The 18,541-nt window shown below is 70.0% G+C and carries 10 protein-coding genes; 3 read left to right on the top strand and 7 right to left on the bottom strand.

Annotation, left to right across the window (positions count from 1 at the left end; translation table 11 throughout):
* The first annotated feature begins 146 nt into the window (after positions 1–146).
* The gene (locus ACH4ZA_RS29275) at positions 147–368 is read left to right on the top strand and encodes a hypothetical protein (protein WP_398432381.1); all 222 of its coding nucleotides are present in this window, start codon (positions 147–149) and stop codon (positions 366–368) included.
* Positions 365–1,789 carry an amidase gene (locus tag ACH4ZA_RS29270; protein ID WP_398432380.1) on the top strand — a complete coding sequence of 475 codons (1,425 nt, stop codon included), beginning with the start codon at positions 365–367 and terminating at the stop codon, positions 1,787–1,789. The genes ACH4ZA_RS29275 and ACH4ZA_RS29270 overlap by 4 nt, the downstream gene beginning before the upstream one ends.
* Before the next feature lie 220 nt (positions 1,790–2,009).
* On the opposite strand, the gene ACH4ZA_RS29265 is transcribed toward ACH4ZA_RS29270, so the two are convergent.
* From ACH4ZA_RS29265 to ACH4ZA_RS29250, 4 genes are all read right to left on the bottom strand, one after another.
* The gene (locus ACH4ZA_RS29265) at positions 2,010–3,899 is read right to left on the bottom strand and encodes an ATP-binding cassette domain-containing protein (RefSeq protein ID WP_398432379.1); all 1,890 of its coding nucleotides are present in this window, start codon (positions 3,897–3,899) and stop codon (positions 2,010–2,012) included.
* A gap of 606 nt (positions 3,900–4,505) precedes the next feature.
* Positions 4,506–7,160 (bottom strand): RICIN domain-containing protein, encoded by a 2,655-nt coding sequence (locus ACH4ZA_RS29260; RefSeq protein ID WP_398432378.1) that lies wholly within the window; start codon positions 7,158–7,160, stop codon positions 4,506–4,508.
* Between the two features lie 221 nt (positions 7,161–7,381).
* Positions 7,382–9,805 (bottom strand): non-reducing end alpha-L-arabinofuranosidase family hydrolase, encoded by a 2,424-nt coding sequence (locus tag ACH4ZA_RS29255; RefSeq protein ID WP_398432377.1) that lies wholly within the window; start codon positions 9,803–9,805, stop codon positions 7,382–7,384.
* A gap of 242 nt (positions 9,806–10,047) precedes the next feature.
* Positions 10,048–10,836, bottom strand: a complete 789-nt coding sequence (locus ACH4ZA_RS29250) for a maleylpyruvate isomerase family mycothiol-dependent enzyme (RefSeq protein ID WP_398432376.1) — start codon at positions 10,834–10,836, stop codon at positions 10,048–10,050.
* Between the two features lie 514 nt (positions 10,837–11,350).
* On the opposite strand from ACH4ZA_RS29250, the gene ACH4ZA_RS29245 reads away from it, so the two are divergent.
* Positions 11,351–11,824, top strand: a complete 474-nt coding sequence (locus ACH4ZA_RS29245) for an HAD domain-containing protein (RefSeq protein WP_398432440.1) — start codon at positions 11,351–11,353, stop codon at positions 11,822–11,824.
* 120 nt (positions 11,825–11,944) lie between these two features.
* Here ACH4ZA_RS29245 and ACH4ZA_RS29240 read toward each other — a convergent pair whose 3' ends face one another.
* The 3 genes from ACH4ZA_RS29240 to ACH4ZA_RS29230 form a co-directional block, all read right to left on the bottom strand.
* Complete coding sequence (locus ACH4ZA_RS29240) at positions 11,945–12,376, bottom strand: cupin domain-containing protein (RefSeq protein WP_398432375.1); 432 nt, start codon at positions 12,374–12,376, stop codon at positions 11,945–11,947.
* 125 nt (positions 12,377–12,501) lie between these two features.
* Positions 12,502–13,398, bottom strand: a complete 897-nt coding sequence (locus ACH4ZA_RS29235; RefSeq protein ID WP_398432374.1) for a L,D-transpeptidase family protein — start codon at positions 13,396–13,398, stop codon at positions 12,502–12,504.
* Between the two features lie 22 nt (positions 13,399–13,420).
* Positions 13,421–18,370, bottom strand: coding sequence for a LamG-like jellyroll fold domain-containing protein (locus tag ACH4ZA_RS29230; RefSeq protein ID WP_398432373.1), 4,950 nt, complete (start codon positions 18,368–18,370; stop codon positions 13,421–13,423).
* Positions 18,371–18,541 lie beyond the last annotated feature (171 nt).

The raw sequence follows: 18,541 nt of genomic DNA, 5'->3' as shown, positions 1-18,541 counted from the left end.
CCAAGTCCGCCCGGCGTCTCTGCACGTTCATCCCCCGGCAGCAGAGACGTCGGGCGTCCGCCGGCACCTCGGCGTCGACCGCCCCTCGGCATCGACCGCCCCTCGGCATCGATCCCTCGCACCGGAGATCCTGAGAGGACACGAGTATGCCGTCGCCCTCACACCACGACCCCGGCAGGCCGACCGAAACCCCGGGAGGTGCGCGGCCCGGGGAAGCGGCCCGCAGTTCACGGCACCGCGAGGCCGTGGAACTCGCGGCCCGCATCACACGGACCATCCGCATCCTCGAGGAGCTCGACCTCACCGGCATCGCGCCGGCGCCGGTCCTCACCCTCACCGACCACGGCGCGACCGGGAGACCGCTGTGACGCAGCCCTACGAACTCACCGTCGCCGCCGCGGCCGACGCCATCGCCGCGAAGGAACTCTCCCCGGTCGAACTGACCGAGTCCGTCCTGCAACGAGCGGCGGAGACCGAAGGCGCCCTCAACGCCTTCGTGACCCGCACACCCGAGGCGGCGCGAGCACGAGCGATCGAGGCGGAGCGAGAGGTCATGGCAGGGCGTTCCCGGGGACCGCTGCACGGCATTCCCTTCGCGCTCAAGGACAACATCGACGCGTCCGGCGTCCCGACCACGGCCAGCTCCCCGCTCTGGGCCGATCGGGTCCCCGTCCACGACAGCGCGGTCATGGACCGTCTCACAGCCGCGGGCGCCATTCTGGTCGGCAAGACCCAGATGCACGAGTTCGCCTACGGGCTCATCACGCCCCAGACGCGCAACCCATGGGCGAGCGACAGAGTCGTCGGCGGCTCGAGCGGAGGGTCGGCAGCCGCCGTCGCCGTCGGATCGGCCGCCTTCGCCCTCGGCACCGACACCGCCGGCTCCATCCGCGTCCCCGCGTCGTTCAACGGGCTCGTGGGTCTCAAGCCCACCTACGGCGTCGTCTCCCGCTACGGAGTGGCCCCACTGTCGTGGTCCATGGACCACGTGGGCCCCCTCACCCGCAGCGCCCAGGACGCCGCCCTCGTCCTCCAGACCATCGCCGGCCGAGATCCCCGGGACGCGGCGAGCGTCGTCTCACCTCACCTCCACCGGCCCAGCCAGGGCTCCGGAGACCTGCGAGGCATGCGCATCGGCGTCCCGGACAACTACTTCTTCGAACACGTGGCACCGCAGGTGACGGACGCGGTCCGACAGGCGACGGGCCGGCTCGTCGCACTCGGCGCGACCGCGGTCACCGTGACCGCCCCACTCACCGCGTACCTGGTGCCCACACTGTGGGGCCACGTGGCCCCCGAGGCGGCCGCGGCCCACGAGGATCACCTGCGCCGGCGCCCCGAGCTCCTCGGCGACGGCCTGCGGACCCTACTGGAGGCCGGCCGGATGATCGCCGCCGACGACTACCTGAGGGCCCAGCGCTGCCGCACCCTCATCCGCCAGTCATGGCGGGAGATGTTCACCGCGATCGACGTTCTCGCGACACCCACGGTCGCCTCCACGGCACTGCTCCGTTCCCAGCCGGAAATCCGTTGGAACGACGGATTCACCGAGGACGTCACCGACGGACTCCTGCGGCTGACATCGCCCGCCAACGTCACAGGACTGCCCGCCCTGACGCTGCCGATCGGAGAGGACTCATCCGGCCTCCCCATCGGCATGCAGCTCATCGGCGACCGACTGGCCGAACCCGACCTGCTCCGCATAAGCGAGATCTACGAGGAGACCCGCGCCAACGGCACGGATGCGGGCACCCGACGCCGGCCACCGCTGTCGTGCGCTTTCGCTTAGAACGGGTTGAGGGAGAGTGAGGCGTCGCGTGCGGCCACGACCGGCCCGGTTCGCTGCTCCGCCCAGCCCTGCGCTGTCGTGAGCAGGGGTTTCGTGTGCCTCAGGCCGTGCACCTCGCCAACGCGCACGGGGAGCGGAAGGCAAGGTCGTCGACATGGCGGGAGGGCACGGGCCATCCTTGATGGGGCCCCGTCCCCGGTGCGGGACGGGGCGAGGCGGATCAGCGGTCCTGGGACAGTTCCAGGAGTTCGGCGAAGGTTCCGCCGGCGTGGACGAGGTCGTCGTACCTTCCCTGTTCGGTGATCCGCCCGTGCTCCATCACGACGATGTGGTCGGCGATCCTGGTGTTCTCCAGACGGTGCGTGACCACGATCGTGATGCGGTCGGCGGCGATGGCCTTGATCTCCTCGAAGATCTGGTGCTCGCCACGCGGGTCCATCTGTGAGGTGGGCTCGTCCAGGATCAGCAGCCCCGGGCGCCGGTACAGGGCCCTCGAACACGCCACGCGCTGCCACTGACCGCCGGAGAGCTCCGAACCACCGAAGACGTCTCGGGCCAAGAGGGTGTCGAGGCCATCGGGGAGATCATCGACGGCCTCGCGCAGACCGACCGCGTCGATGGCCTCCCACACGGGGGCGTCGTCGTGGGTTCGAGGCTGGCCGAGGGTGACGTTCTCGCGGACCCGCAGCGGCCACTGCGCGAAGATCTGCGGCACCAGACCGGTGTTCGCCCAGACCGTGGCCGGGTCCACCTCGGCGAGGTCGCGGCCGTTCCACGTGACCTTGCCCTTGTCCGGCAGATAGATCCCGGTCAGCAGCCGAGTGAGCGTGGACTTCCCCGAGCCGTTCGCGCCGACGATCGCGAGGATCTGGCCGCGCCGCAGCGCCAGGGAGACACCGTCCACGGCGGGCCTGTCCTTGCCTGGGTACTGGTAGACGACCTCCTCGAGCCGGATCTCCTCGGTCGTCGTGGCGTGTGCGTGAGGACCGCGCCTCGGGGCGCGTGCGGCGGCGTCGGCGAGGAAGGCCTGCATGTCGCTCAGGTACAGGCTGGTGTGGAAGACCGCAGCGCCGTTGACGACCACCTGGGACAGCGCGGCGAGCGTGGTCTGCACGGCGATGACCGCCGTCGCCGCGACCGCGAGTTCGATCCTGCCGGACACCGCCAGCCACGCCAGGGCACCCCAAGTCGCAACGAGGAAGGCGCCGCCTGCCATGGCGGAGAGCAGGGCGATCCGCAGAGTCCGCGGGGCGGCGGCCAGAGTGCGCCGGTCGCAGCGGTCGGACAGAGCGCGGTACCAGTAGATGAGGTAGTCGGTCATGGAGTTGGCGCGGACCTCGTCGCCGTACTTCGACTCGGTCGCCCACCAGCGCATCATGCCGCGCACGTTGCGGTCGGCGATGTTGGCGTAGTGGATCTCGTAATCGACCCGGGCGGTGAGCACGGCGCCGACGCCGGCCGGCAGCACGGCGAGCAGGAGCAGCGGCAGCATCACCGGATTCAGCACCGACAGCACGCCGCCGGCGGTGGCCATGCGGACCAGCGCGGACAGGAAGCGCTGGGCGTCGGTGACCATCACGTGCGTGCGGATCACCCCCATCTCGGCTGCCTCGTGACGGTCCGAGAAGCCGTCCTCGGCATATGCGGAGGCCTCGACCCGGCATACCGCCTCGACCAGGGCGGTGTCCGTCACCGTGGTCAGCCGCGGAGTGATCCGCCGTTCGGCGTACGTGGCCACTGCTCCCGCAGCGCGCCCCAGTGCGGCAGCGAGCGCCACCACGATCAGCGCTGAAAAGGCGCCGCGCAGTCGCTCGCCGGCGGTGCCGTCCCCGAGGACGGGAACCATGGCGCGGGCAGTGGCGGCCAGCAGCACGGCGGCCGAAACGCCGGTGACCATCTGGCAGCCGAGGAGGAGCTGCACGGCCCGCCGGTCGGTTCGCCACGACAGCCGGGCGATCCGGCCCAGGACGGCCGGGATCTGCGCGCACATCCGCCGGAAGGAGGCCTCGGCGAGCGGATTGACGGAGTACTGCCCGCTGTACTTGATCTCCGCGGGAGGTGGTGGAGGCAGCACGGCGTGCTGCTCCTCGTTCGTGGCGGCCGAGGTCAACGTGGTCCCCCTGGACGGTCGTCCGGCGTGGTCGTGAGGTTCAACGACCACGAGGGGATATCGAACTGGCGTGTTTGAGTCGCTTCGGGTTTCCCGGGATAGAGCGGGTGGGAGCGCATGGACGATGCACGGACCCAGCTCTCGCAACAGGTCTGTGCAGGAGAGCGGTTGGCCGAATCGCCGACGGTCGCGTCTGCGGCGGAGATTGTTCTTGCGCGGAAGCAGTGCGGCCGTCAGGCGTCGAGGTGACGTCCACGGCCGACGGCCGCACTACTGCCGGTACGGGGAGCCGCCGCAGCTGGGTGTCGTTCGTCGGCAAGGAGAGCGGCCCGTCTGGGGCGAAGGCCACGGCAGCTCACGGGCTTTCGCGGACGGGGGACATCGCTCGCGTTTGCGGGGTACGACGTGGAGAAGGGTGGCTGTCGCGCATCGTCGAGCAGCACACCTGCACGCTCGGCAAGCTCGACGCCATCATCGACGCCCTGGCACAGGCCGGACCCCGGCAGAGTGCACTGCCCTGCACTGACCCGCCCCGACCGCGACGCCTCGTGAGGGCGTGCGGCCGGGGCGGGCCTTCGGCTGTCGCGCCCCCGGAGGGGCAGTGCGTCAGGACGACGGGGTGCCGTACTGCAGGCCGCGTCCGTTGGTGCCGACGTAGACGCGGCCGTAGGTGTCGGGGTCGCCGGTGATGAGGCCGGTGCCGCCGATGGCGCCCCACTGGTGGGCGTCGTCGTTGACGCGGAGCCAGGTGGCGCCCTTGTCGGTGGAGCGGAAGACTCCGGTGACGTTCTTGACGGTGCCGATCAGGTACAGGGCCTGGTACGAGGTGCCCGGCTTGGCCTTGCCGAAGCCGAGGGCGGAGGCGGACTGCACCGAGTTGAGCGTGGTGAAGGTGCGGCCGCCGTCGGTGGAGTGCAGCAGCCCCTTGCCGCCGCCGGCGATCCACAGGTCACCGGCGACGCCGGGGACGGCCGTGAGCTTGCCGGAGGGCAGGTTGGCGGCGCGGGCGGTGAAGGTCGCGCCGCCGTCGGTGCTGGCGTGGAGCGTGCCGCCGGAAAGCGAGTAGAAGGTCCTGGCCGAGGAGCGGTCGGCGACGACCACGGCGTCGTCGCCCAGGCCGCCGACCCTCGACCAGCTCGCCCCGTTGTCGGTCGAGCGGTACGGGGCCTGGCCGGCCTCGGTCCAGACGATGGTGGAGCCGTCCGCCGCGAGCGCGATGTGGCCGTCCTGGGCGCTGGGCACCGGCTCTGACTTGAAGCCGTTCCAGATGCGGCCGCCGTCGGTGGAGTAGGCGCCGTCCTGCGCGCCGCCCCGGCCGACGCGGACCATCATCGAGGGCTTGGACTGGGCGAAGTCGATGTCGGTGCTGTTGGTCATCATCGGGTTGCTCAGCCGCCCGGACGGCACCTTGGTCAGGTCGTCGTGCCGGAAGCCGCCCTGGTCGCCCATGGCGGTGATGACGGTGGCGTCGCCGGGCGGGGCGATCGCGTCGATCAGCGCGGTCTCCTCCAGACCTCGGGCGCCCATGCTCCAGTGGCTGGTACCGCCTGTGTCGGAGGCGTTCGCGTCCTGGCTGCGCAGGATGCCGTTGCCAGTGCCGTACAGCACGTGCCCGGAGTTGAAGGGGTCGATGGCCAGGGCGGTCATCCAGTGCCCGGTGTGGGTGCCGACGTACGGGGCGGCGGCGGCGGTGCGCACCGACTTTTCGGCCAGGGCCTTCCAGGTCGTGCCGCTGTCGGTGCTGCGGTAGATCTCGTCCTCGGGCCACCAGCGGCCGAGGGTGGTGACCATCACCGTGGAGGGCTTGCGCGGGTCCACGGCCAGACCGGAGAAGCCGTAGTTGCCCTGGGACGGGGAGACGTTCTTCCACGCCCCGGAGGCCGGCGTGTACTTCCACACCGAGCCCGCCGTCACGCCGTTGGGTCCGAGATTGTCGGTGTACGTCAGGTACAGCGAGCCGTCACCGGAGAGCACGCCGTGCTGAGGCAACTGGCCGTTGGGCTGCCCCGAGACGGCCTGCCAGGAGCTGCCGCCGTCGGTGGAGCGGTACAGGGAGGTCGACCTGTCGCCGACACCGACGTAGATCGTCTTGCTGCCGGCCTTGCCGTACGTCACGAAGGAGATGCCCGCGCCGCTGCCCGCCCCGTCCTTGACGGGGAACGACGAGACCTGACTCCATGTCACGCCGTAGTCGGTGCTGCGCCACAGGCCGTTCTTGCGGCTGCCCAGCAGCAGGTTGCGGTTGTCCGCGGGGTCGATCACGAGCCGCTCGCCCGCGCCGCGGCCGTCCTCGTTGCCGCCCACCTTGAACGGCAGGTCGGTGCGCTTGAAGGTGCGGCCCTGGTCGGCGGAGCGCAGGATCGCGCCGTTGCCGCCCCAGTCGTTGGTGTAGGTGCCCGCCATGAGGTAGAGCCGCTTGGGGTCGACCGGGTCGGTGGCCACCGAGTCGATGCCCAGCAGGTTCCAGTCCTTCTCACCGATCCAGTCGGTCAACGGGATCCACTGCTCGGCCGCGGTGTCCCAGCGGTAGGCGCCACCCATGTCGGTGCGCGCGTACAGCAGGCCCTTCTCCTTCTGGTTGAACACCAGCCCGGTGACGTAACCGCCGCCCACCACCTGGGCGTTCTTCCACACATACGGTCCGGCCGCGGCAGCGGTCTTCGCACTGCCGGCCCCGGCCGTCTGCGCCGAGCCCATCTTCACCAGCTTCCACCGCTGGTTGACGCCGCCGTGGCCGGGATACTGGACGACCGCCGCGCCCTCGGTCGTGGAGCCTGCGGAGACGTCCAGGACCTGGCCGCTCCTGCGTGAGGTGAGGGTGACGGCGTCGGAACCGCTCACCTCCTCGATCCGCCACTCCTGGGACGTGGCGGAGCTGTCGGTCTGCTGCTCCGCGACGGCGCCCTTGACGGTCGAATTCCCGGCTATGCCCAGCACCTTGCCGCTGTTGCGGTTCACCAGCTCGTAGTAGCCGCCCCCGGCGGACTTCAGCTTCCACTGCTGGTTGGCGGTGCTCTGATCGGTCCACTGCTGGATACGGGTGCCGTCGGCGGTCGAGAAGCCGTTGACGTCCAGCACCTTGCCACTGCGCACGGAGACCAGCCGGTAGTAGGCGTCGCGGTCGATCGTCGCGGCCTGCGAGTCATCCTGCGAGAACAGCAGATACGGCACGACGGCGGTGGGCACGCCGAGCAGTACAGCGGTGGCGGTCCAGCGACGGCGATGACGCCCGCGGCGTCCGCCGTTCGTGGGGTTGTTCATGGGGGGTTGCTCTCCTTGCATGCCTGTCACCAGAGGTGAGGCGGATCCAGGCTCCGGAACGGCTGGATCTTCGACTTCTTGTGGTCACAGGCCCCGCTCAGGGTTGCCGAGAGCCGGAAACTTTTTTGAGAAAGACAGGAACCCCGGCCGACGTGCGGCCGGGGTTCCTCACTGCGATGCGATGCGATGCGGTGCGGTGCGATCGATGCGATGCGTATCGGTCAGCGCTGGAGGGTGAGCAGGCCCGGCCGGTACGGCAACTTGACGTAGTCGGTGCCCGGCGGCTGGTTGGGGGCCAGACCCTGGTAGAGGAGCTGCAGGTTGCAGGGGTCGACGGTCATGGTCTGATCGGGGTTGTTGCGGACCAGGTCACCATGGCTGATGTCGTTGGTCCAGGTGGCTCCGCTGTTGGCCTTGCCCGCGAAGGGGTTGGACTCGGTGGCTGCCTGCGGGGTCCACGGGCCGTTCAGGCTGGTGGCCGTGAACGAACGGAAGAAGCGCTGCTCGGTCGCACCCCGGGCCTCGACGATCATGAGGTACTGGTTCTGGCCCTGGACCTTGTAGACCTCCGGCGCCTCGAAGAGGTTCTTGACCGTGTCGCTCATGATCGTCGTGTACGACGAGCCGAAGCTGCTCGGGAAGTTCCCGATCGGCATGGCCGACTTGTAGATCTTGCCGTTGTCACCGGCGAAGAACAGGTACATGTTCTGGCCGTCGGCGATCATGGTCGGGTCGATGGCGCTGCCGTCCGGGACCTTGCCGGTGAACAGCGGCTGCGCCGCGGACCAGCCGTTGGGGTTGGTGGGGTCGCTCGACGTGCGGTACACGAAGGGCCACTGGGTGCCCCACCCGTTGGAGGCCAGCACCCAGATCTTCCTGGGCGCGAAGTAGAACAGCTTGGGCGCCACCGCACTCTGACTCATCTGGGTCTGGCCGGCCGACGCCATGCCCGACCAGTTCGAGAAGGAACCGAAGCCCATCGACTTCCACGACGATCCGTCAGAGGCGGTCGCGTAGACGAGGTGCTTGCCGTTGTACGTCACGGTGGTGAAGTCCTTGAGCGAGGCCCACCCGTTCGCGGGCTTCGCCAACGCACCTGTCGACGTCCACCGGTACGTCGACGGAAGGGCACACTTGCCGGCCATCGTGGTGGGCGTCTTGAAGTCCCAGCGCTGGTTGGCGCCGCCCTTGACGTCCCAGATCTGGACGGGAGTGCCGTTGGCGGTCCGACCGCCGGGCGTCTCCAGCGCCCGGCCGCTGGCGACGTTGGTCAGGGTGTAGGTGCCGTCGCCGTTCCGGACGGCCCGCCAGTGCTGGTGGGCGCCGCCGTTGGAGTCCCAGACGGTCATCCGCGTCCCGTTGCGCGTCTGGTTGGCCGACTCGTCCAGTACCCGGCCGCTGGCGACGTTGGTCAGCGTGTAGGTGCCGTCGCTGTTGCGGGTGGCCCGCCACTGCTGGTTGGAGGCACCGCTGGAGTCCCACACCTGGAGCGCGGTGCCGTTGCCGTTGTCGCCCGCGGGCTGGTCGAGAACGCGCCCGGTGAGGGCGTTGGAGAGCGTGTAGACGGTGCCGGAGGCGATGCCCCCGCCCTGCGCACCGCCGCTGCCGCTGCCGCCGCCCAGGGCGGTGAGCACCGCGCCGTAGGCGGGCTTCTTCTTGCCGCTGCTGTCGAACAGCAGAGGGTTCTCACCTGTGCGCCACGAGTCGCTGTCGCGGATGCCCCACACCGTGATGCCCGTGCAGCGCGCGACGTTCAGGCAGGCCTTGACCGCGGTGGTGTACGCGGAGGCCGACGCCTGGGCGATGTCGAGCTCGGTGATCTGGACGTCCACGCCGAGCTCGGCGAACTCGGACAGGGCAGGCGGCCCACCGGCGCCGAAGTGGCTCTGGAAGCCGACACAGTCGATGGGCACACCGCGGGACTTGAAGTCCTTGACCAACTTGTAGACGCCCTGCGTCTTGGCGTCGGACCAGTTCTCGATGTTGTAGTCGTTGTAGCAGAGCTTGGCCGCGGGATCGGTCTTGCGGGCGGTGCGGAAGGCCTCCTCGATGAAGCCGTTGCCCAGCACGTCCCGGAAGACGGAACTGCGCAGCCGGCCGCCGGGGCCGTCGGCGAAGGCCTCGTTGACCACGTCCCACGAGTGGATCTTGCCCTTGTAGTGGCTCATCACCGTGGTGATGTGGTTGTTCATCACGCCGCGCAGGGTGCCCGCGTCCCTGATGGAGCCGACCCAGCCGGGCAGTTGGGAGTGCCAGACCAGGGTGTGACCGCGCAGGCGCTGGCCGTGCGCGGAGGCGTGGCTGACGATCGAGTCGCCCGGGGTGAAGTCGAACTTCCCGCGGGAGGGTTCCGTCGCGTCCCACTTCATCTCGTTCTCCGGGGTGATCATGTTGAATTCCCGGTCGAGAAGGCTGGAGTACGTCGAGTCGCCGAGTCTGCCCGCGGCCACCGCCGTGCCGAAGTAGCGGCCGCTGCCGCCCGCCGCATCGGCGAGCACGGTCGGAGTGCGGCCGTCCGGCGTGCGTGCGGCCTGCGCGACCAGCGGTACGGCGGTACCCGCGGCGGCGAGAACCACGACGCCGACGAGCAGCCGCTTGGTCGCCGGCCGGCGACGATGGGAGTGGTTCTTGTCTGGCAACGGCATGCCCTTCTGGTGCGACGGGCCTTGGTCTTCCGAAGCCCGGTTCATCTGCCAGTCGGCACCGCGCCCGAGAAGGGTTGCCGTGATCAGCAAGGTTTTTTCGCCGCGATCGCCGGCTGCCGGTGGTCATCGCTCCCCATCAGCCTTCGTGGCCGAGCACGGTGGCGACCCGTGAACCGCCCTCGCCTGTGGTCGGCACGCCGACATGACGGCTCTCAGCGCCGGGCTCGTCAAGGAAGGCCTTGTCAGGGTGCGTTGAACAGAGTGGGGAAGCGGGGGGCGAGCCACGGTTTGCGGCCCCAGGCGAACACGGCTCCGCGTGCCATGGCCTGCCACGGGCCCAGACGTCCCAGCGCGATGAGGAGGAAGGCGACCGGCTCGGTGACGATGGTGCACTCCGAACGCTCCGGCGGGTCAGGAAGCACCTCGACCATGCCGTCGGTGAACCTGACGCCGAACGTCGCTCCGCCCCGGACGCGCACGGTGTAATGGGCCGTCAGGGCGGAGGGGACGGCTACGCGGGGCATCGCCGCCTTCAGAAACGGCAGGCACAACCCGACCCGCGTCTCGTTGATCATGTGCGGCCGACGCAGCCCGCGGGCGAGGTCGTAACCGTGGCCCAGCATATGGGTCAGCAGGTACGAGGCGAGAACGTCCTGACCCATCGGACCGAGCGGGGTCGCGAGCGTCCGGCCCGCCGTACCGTCCGCCTCGGCCCCGTCCATCGCGTCCAGGAACACGTCGGCCTGCTCCACGATCATCGCGGCCAGCGGTTCTGCCGTGCGCTCGGGGAACTCGCCGAGACTCTGTGCGTTGGCCGCCGCGAGACTCTGCGGCGTACCGTCTCCGTACAAGCGTTCCCGGCCGGACGCGAGATCGGCCATCAGGCCGTTCGCCAGTGCCAGGTGGGCCGCCGTCTCGCCGACGGTCCACTCCAACCCCGGTACAGGAACGCTCGTGTCGGTCGCGCCGTCAAGGAGCGCGGCGATGGCGCCGGCGGTCTCCCGTATCGCCTGACCGAGTCCTTCCGGCATGGCGTCCCTGGTCCTCGTCCGTGTTTCCCGGTCCACGCCGCTCGTCTCTCCTCGTGTCTGCTTGATCACGCCCTTGTAGCGCCGTACAAAACCAGAACCGCCGTTTCACGACAAGGGGCCGGACCGACCGCGACCGGCAGCCGGTCCGGCCTCGGCAGAGGAATGCGTGAGCCATGCTCGCGAATCGTGGATCGAAGTCGGGAGGGGGGCCTGACGCAACGCGGAGCACGTACCTTCCCGAGTGATCGACTTCTCGTCATCGAGCAGGCCCGCGTGCAGCGCGGGTCGGAAAGGCCCGCACGTGCTGAGCGCAGTCAACGTGGACGGCACCACCCGGAGCGGCTCCCTGACGGACGCCATCGTCCGTGAGGGAGCCCGTCGGATGCTCGCCGCGACTCCGGAAGCCGAATGCAACCAGTACGTAACCGAGTTGGCGGGTGAGCGGGACGAGGCCGGTCGCCGTCCGGTGGTCCGCAACGGCCGCCACCGCGAGCGGACGCCACCACCGCGGCCGATGCTCTTCCTGGACGTGGACGGACCTCTCCTGCCGTTCGGCGACGGCTCGCAGCGCGAGCCGTCGGGCACCGCTGCACATGCGCACCTGACGCGGCTCGACCCGCGCGTCGGGCCCCACCTCGCCGCACTGCCGTGCGAGCTGGTCTGGGCCACCACCTGGGAGGAGGCAGCGAACACTGACATAGCACCGCTGCTCGGCCTGCCGCCCTTGCCGGTCGTGCACTGGCCGGAACCCTCCGGCGCGCATGAGCGCGAGGACAAGTGGTTCGGGCTCCACTGGAAGACCCGAACCCTGGTGGCATGGGCGGACGGACACCCGTTCGTCTGGGTGGACGACGAGGTCACCGACGCCGATCGAGACTGGGTGTCCACCCGCCACCCCGCCCCTGCCCTCCTCCATTGCGTCGAGTCGTCCCGCGGCCTCACCGACGAGGACTTCGCCGTCCTCCATCAATGGCTGCGGGCCACCTGAGAGCGCCTTGGTGATCCGCAGGAATAGACGGGTGCGCCGGCGGCCAGTGCGATCACCCGATCGAGGCTGCCGTGCTCGCACCGTCAGATCAGCCCCTCGACAGGCCGGGCTCGCGCCGCGTCACAGCATCTCGAAGTCCTCGTACTCGAAGCCCGGAGCGACGATGCAGGACACCAGGACCGCCTCGTCCCCGGCTGGTTGTGCGGTCTGCCAGACCCCGGCGGGCACGAGGAGCTGTGGCTGCTGCCCGCCCTCGATGTCCGGCCCCACGGAAGCGATGGCCGCCTCCTGCGGAGCGTCTCCGTTTCCGCCGAGCCGCAGTGTCAGCGGGCCGCCTCGGTGCCACAGCCACAGTTCGTCCGAACGCACCCGGTGCCAACGGGACACCTCGCCGGGGTGGAGGAGGAAGTAGATGCCGGTCGCGAAGGGGCGAGGCCCCGTGTATCCGTCCGGAACCGCGCTCGGCCCGGTCCGCCACGTCTGCCGAAACCACCCGCCTTCGACGTGCGGCTCGAGCCCCAGATGACCGACCAGTTCGGAGATCTCATTCATGTGCAGCCATTTTGCTCGCAAAGATCCCGCCTGGGGCGTGGGGCCGGCTCCGAGTCGAGTCAGGGGCCGCAGGTCGACGCACCGATCCGCGGGCCCCTGACCGTCATGCATTTCCGGCGCGGGCGTTAGTGAATGGCGATTTCCGGGTGCTGGGCCGGGTCGATCCAGCGGATGATCTTGGTCATCACCGAGGGCGGCAGGGCGACGCATCCTGCCGTGGGGCCGGCCTGTGGGCCGAGGTCGTGGAGGAAGATGCCGGCGCCGCGGCCGGCGACTGCGGGGTCGGTGTTGAAGTTGATGACGAGGGCGTTGTGGTACTGGGTGGGGTAGTTGACGAGGTGTTCGCTGCCGTGGGCGCCGGCTTCCGTGAGCGGGAAGCCGCCCTGCTCCGAGGTGCGCATCTGGTTGTAGTAGGGCGAGGAGGGGTCCTCGACCCACCAGTCGTCCGTGGCCACATGGTGATAGGGCATCTTCGTCCCGGGGTCGGTACCGACGCCGAAGCCCTGCGTGATGGTGTACGTGCCGGTCGGCGTCGTATCGGTGCCCTGCTTGCGGGTGGCGCCGTCGGTCACCCCGTTCGCCCCGACCCTGGCCTTGGCAGTGGCGTAAACCTTTTGCCAGGTAGGTCCGCTCTTCTGCCACGCGATGACGGTGGCGTACGAGCCGTGCGCCTGGACGGTGAGGACCTGGGTCGCCTTGCCCACCGTGACCGGCACGGGGAAGGGCGACGCCGTCGAGGCGGCGGGGAGGACCAGTCGCTCGCCCGGGTGGATGGTGTACGGACTGACCAGGTGGTTGGTCCGGGCGATCGCCTGCCAGCCGCCGGCCACATGCTCGACCTGCGCGATGCCGTAAAGGGTGTCGCCGGCTCTCACGGTGTACGTCGTCGTGGCGGCCTGCGCCGGGGCGGCGGCGAGGACGCCGCCCGCGGCGGTGGCGGCGAGGGCCGAGGAGGCCATCGCGGTGCGCAGCCGTGCGGATCGCGGTTTGACGTGCCGGCCTGGGCCGGTGATGAAGGACATCGGTTTCCTTGTTTCCCTGCTCTTAGGGGATCTGCTGGTAGAGGGCGGTGACCTGGTTGGCGGTCAGCGCGTAGTTCCACGCCTGGGCGTCGCTGATGGAGCCGGGGAAGAAGTCACTGTCGACCCCGTTGTACTTCGAGCGCCCGACGGAGAACGCGCCCGTGGCGCCCCACGACGTCACGTTGGCCGCGGTCCCGGCGAGGGCGCCGTTGACGTAGAGCTGTGCCGTCCTGGTTGCGGCGTTGTAGACGCCGACCAGATGGGTCCAGGTGTTCGCGGTGGCGCCGGAGGCGTAGGCGAGGGCGAAGGAGGGGCTGGTCGTGTCGGCGTTGGGGAAGGTGAGGGCCCAGCCCGGGCTGCTCTTGTGGGCGTAGTTGTACTGGAGGTAGAAGGGGCTGTTCTGGGTGCCGTCCTGTCCGGCGACGGTCGCGTTGCCGCTGGGCAGCGAGGAGGGCTTGACCCAGGCGGAGACCGAGTAGCTGGCTGTGGTGTCGAGCACCTGGCCGCCGCTCGCGGCGTAGCCGGTGCTGCCGTCCAGGCTCAGCACGGTGCCCCGCGTCGCGTCGGTGGCCCAGGCCGTGCCGCCGGTCAGGGTGAGTGGGCTGTTGCCCAGGTTCGGGTCGGCGCCTGCCGCGTTGAGGGTGTTGAGGGTGTCCGTCGCGGCGGTGTCGGTGGCCACCGGCATGCCGTCGCCGTCGTCCAGGTTCCAGGCGTCGACGGGGGAGAGCAGGGCCGTGGTGAGCGCGCCGAAGGCAGGGTTGGACAGGTTGACGTGGTCGCCGCTGTCGGCTGCCGCCGCCAGCTTCTCCTCACCGGTGGTCGGGTCCGTCACGGCGACGGCCGCGTCCAGGTCGGCGAAGTAGACGGCCGGGGTGGCCCAGGGGTTGCCCAGGTTCATACCCCCGAGGAAGGCGTTGACGTCCGTTCGGTTGCTGTCCGTGGTACTGGTGCAGGGGTCGTTGGGCGTGGCGCCGTCACCTGTGAAGCCCTCGCAGGGTGTCAGCGAGGTGAGCACCACGTTGATGCCCCAGCCCTGGAGTTGCTGCACGAGCGCCGTGTAGCCGTTGGCGTCCAGGTCGTCGCTGGTGGCCCCTGCCAGCAGGTCTTCCAGTCCGCTGTCCAGGATGACGGTGGAGAGGCCGGGCTGGTCGAGGATGTCGCGGTCGAGGCGGGAGAGCACCGACGGCCCTCCGATGACACTGCCGTTGTAAGTCTCCGGGTTGTCGGTCATGAGCTGGTTGGACTCGATGCCCTCGGCGATCACGCCGTAGGGGCTGGGAGTCGAGGGCTCGGCGGCGGTCAGCCCGTCGGCCACCCGGAACCCGTTGGAGTTGGGCAACGTGGTGCCAGGCTGGAACGGGTCGACCAGATGATCGCCCAGCACGGCCTCGGTGGGCACACGCGTCGACTGCACGTCCAGGTCGGTGACCAGGTCGGTGAAGTTGCCGTAGGCCGCGGCGTTGGTGGTGAACGGCGTGGCGCTGGTGCTCGTGGTCAGGTCGCCGGTGCCGCCGGCGGTGATGTACTCGTAGGAGCCACCTGCGTAGGAGTGCTGTACCAGGTAGGGAACCGCGTTGCTGAGTTGGTAGGAGACCAGCAGGTACTGTCCCGCGGTGACGGTGAACGCCAGCGGGTCGCTGTAGACCATGCTGCCGACGGGGACGGTGACCGACTGGCTGCCGCCGAACTTGAGCGTCGTCGGGGTGCCGGCCGGGACCGAGCCGATCGCGCTCGGGGTGGAGCTGAGGGCGATGGTGGCGTGGCCGATGGAGAGCTTGCTGGTGCCGAGAGCGTTGTCGAGCTTGACGCGGACGGTGCCGCCGGACACCGACGGCTTCAGGGCCAGCCGGATGGTCTGATTGGAGTAGGTGCCGCCGCCCGGCAGCCCGTAGCTGCCTTCGGTGGCACTGGACCAGGCGCCGGTCCAGGACTGCCCGGCCGGAGCCGCGGCGTATCCGCCGCCCGCCTCGGTGGTGCCCGCGGTGGTGTCGCGGGTACCCAGGGCGAAGACGTGCAGGGTCGACTCGCTCGGTCCGGCCGCGCCGGTCAGGTCGGGCAGGGTGACCGAGGCGATGGTGCGGGCCGGGTCGACCGGCACCGAGAAGGCGTAGAGCCGGCGGTCGGCCGTGCTCTGGGTGGCGCCGTTGACGTGCGGGAAGACCGCGGCGGCGATGGAGCTGTCGGGGTTGGACCAGTCGGGCACGGTCAGCGTGTAACTGGTGCTGGTTCCGTCGGTGTAGGTGATCTCACCGGTGGCCGGGCAGAAGGCGTCTGCGTTGTCGCCGGAGAAGCAGTAGGTGGCGCTGACCCTGGTGCCGGCCGGCACATAGGGGGCGGTGGTGTCGCCGGCGATGGCGCCGGGGGTGGCCAGGTTGGTGTAGGTGGAGGAGGTGAGGAAGACCAGGGCGCTGCCGTGGCCGGAGTAACCGACGGTCTGGTTGGCCGCCAGCAGGTTGTCCTTCTGGCCGGAGCCGAAGGCGGGCAGCGTCAGGCTGGCGCCGTCGACGGTCACCTTGCCGCCGCTGGTCCAGCCGGCGTTGGACCAGTCGGTCGCGGAGAAGCTGTGTCCGTTGCCGTCGAAGTTGGCCGCCGTCATGTTGGTGTCGGCGCTGACGCCCACGTTGTTGAAGCAGGCGGCCAGGCTGGTGCAGGTGGTGCCCGGGTGGCCCGCGGCCAGGAACGGGTAGGCGGAGGTGCCGGAGACGTCGCCGGCCCCGTCCACGGAGTAGACGTAGAGCGTGTGCGGGCCGGGCGAGGGCGGGGTGACGGTGACCGTCGCCTTGTTGCCGCTCGCGTTCACGGTCTCGGCCGCCGGCGGGTTGCTCGTCGGCGGCGGCACGTCGAGGTGGTAGACGAACTTGGTCGCGGTGGTGCCGGAGCCGGTGATGTCGAACTTGCCCGCGGTGCCGGCGGCCGCGCCGACGGCGGCGTCGGTGACGTCCGTGTCCGGGAAGAGGTTGCTCTCGGAAGCGAGCGTCGGCTCGTCGGGCGCGCTCGGCTCGGCGGTGAAGTGGCAGGTGGGCGACTGGCTGTAGGAGGTCGACGCCATGCCGTCGGTGACCGTGACGTCCCAGTCGACGGTCTTGCCGTCGGTCAGCGAGGAGACGAAGGACGCCGGGAGCGAGACCGTGGCGTAGGTGTTGACGGCAAGGTTGTCGCCGCTCCTGATCGTGGACTTGGTGGTGGTGCCGTCGACCCAGTACTGGAAGGTGGCCTGAAGCTTGTCGCCGTTCGGGTCCTTGACCTTGGCGCGCAGCACCGGCGGGGTGGAGGCGATGGTCTTGCCCATGTACGGGTACGGCGAGGCGGTGTCGCAGGCCGCGTCGGCGGCGCCGGACACGGCGGCCATGGTGGCGGCGGTGGGAGCGCTCGGCGGGTTGTCGAAGAATATCTGCAACGTCGGGTTGTGCGAGAACCGCTTGAACCCGAGGTCGTTGCGGCTGGACTCCATGGAGTCCTCGCTCAGCGTCGCGGTGAAGCTGGTGGCGTGTCCGCTCGCCGCGGTCTTGATCGGGGTCAGCACGTTGAAGCCGTTGGTCGTGCTGCCGTTGCCCGGGCAGAAGGTGGGGTTGTACGCCGGCGCGAAGCTCGCCGAGGTCGAGTAGCTGTTGTAGCCGGGGCGGTTGCTCCAGTCCGTGCCGGAGCCGATGCCCTTGGACCAGTGCAGGTTGACCGTCGCGCTGGTGGAGCAGGAGGCCGAGTAGATGTCGGTCGCGTCGACCTCGGCGCTGTTGATGACGGCGCCGAAGATGGTCTTGGACAGGGTCCACTGGTAGAGGGCGTGCTCGTCGCCGGTGTTGCAGGAGCCCTCGGGCCAGCCGTTGTAGCCCACGCCCAGGTAGCCGTTGTCGGCCTGGGAGCCGGTCTTGTCGTAGAAGGAGGTGCCCGGGCAGCCCTGCTTGACCTCGTCGTAGGCGGGGCTGGTGTAGTCGACCGGGTGCCAGTTGACCGAAGGGTCGACGAAAACCGGGTAGACGGTCGAGGCGCGGGTCAGCATCGGCCGGTCCGGCACGAGCGACAGTGCGCCGGAGCCGACTCGGGCCCGGACCTCGGCGACGCGCGCGGCCAGCCCCGGGTGCGCGGCGTCGGAGGCGTCGGCCGCCACCTTTGCGCCGGGGTGCTGCCGGTCGGCGGGCAGGGTTCGGTTGGAGTCCCACTGCAGCGGTGTGGGCGCATCCGCCAGGACCGCCCCGTGTGCGTCCGTGACGGTGAGCCTGCCGTCGGCGGCGGCGGCCAGGTGTCCGCCGCGCACCTGAGCGCCCAGGCGCAGCGAGGTCAGCGCCGGGTTCCGCGCCGCTTCGGCGTCGTGGACGACCAGGGTCTCGCTGGGGCCGCCGGACGCGGTGGCGGAGACCATCAGGTCCACGCCGGAGAGCACCGAGGGGTAGGTTGCGGTGGCGCCCGAGATGTGCGGGGCCGGCAGGGCGGTGGGCCAGGTGAGGGTGAGAGAGGTGTTCCCGGAACGGGTGACCGCGAGGGGGGCGGTGCCGCCGCCCGAGAAGGACACGGTGCCGTAGGCGGTGGCCTTCGGAGCCCAACTGCCGTCGGCCCGGTGCACCAGCTGCAGATCCACCGGCACCCAGCGGCCGCTCTGCCGGGTGCGGACCGGCAGCGGGCTGGAGACCGAGCGGAATCCGCCACCGGGTTCCGCCTCCACCAGCACGGTCGGGCTGGTCAGCGACGAGACCGCCGCCGGCTTGCCGGTGGCGTGCGCCTGTCTGGCGGCGGCCCGCATGGCGTCGGAGTCGGCGGCGGTGGGGCCGAAGCCGTTCGGCAGTACCGGCGAACCCGCAGCCGGTGCAGGGGACTTGGGGGCGGGGGCACTCTTGCCGGTGATCTTGAGGCCTGCGGTCGGCTGTGCTGCGGCGGCGGGTGTGGAGGCCAGTCCGGTGACGCTGACCGCCAGCACTGCGGCGGCTGCCAGTACCGCTCTGGGTCTGCCGTTTCGCGCGCTTGCGCGAGGTATGGGCATCGGATTCCTGTCTCTCGTTCCCGGTCGGAGGTCCGACCGGGAGGCGAACGCAAGTGATCGTCCGGAACCCCGCAAAGATCATTCGAACAGGTAAGACCCGTATGTGCCTCTGTCGAGAATCGGGGAAGAGCCACTCAGGCACCCGTGCGCGGCAAGGATGCGGACACGTAC

It is taken from the genome of Streptomyces sp. NPDC020597, from assembly GCF_044335095.1.
Lineage (GTDB): Bacteria > Actinomycetota > Actinomycetes > Streptomycetales > Streptomycetaceae > Streptomyces.
The sequence above is the reverse complement of the archived record's forward strand: the minus strand, read 5'-3'. Positions and strand labels throughout refer to the sequence as shown.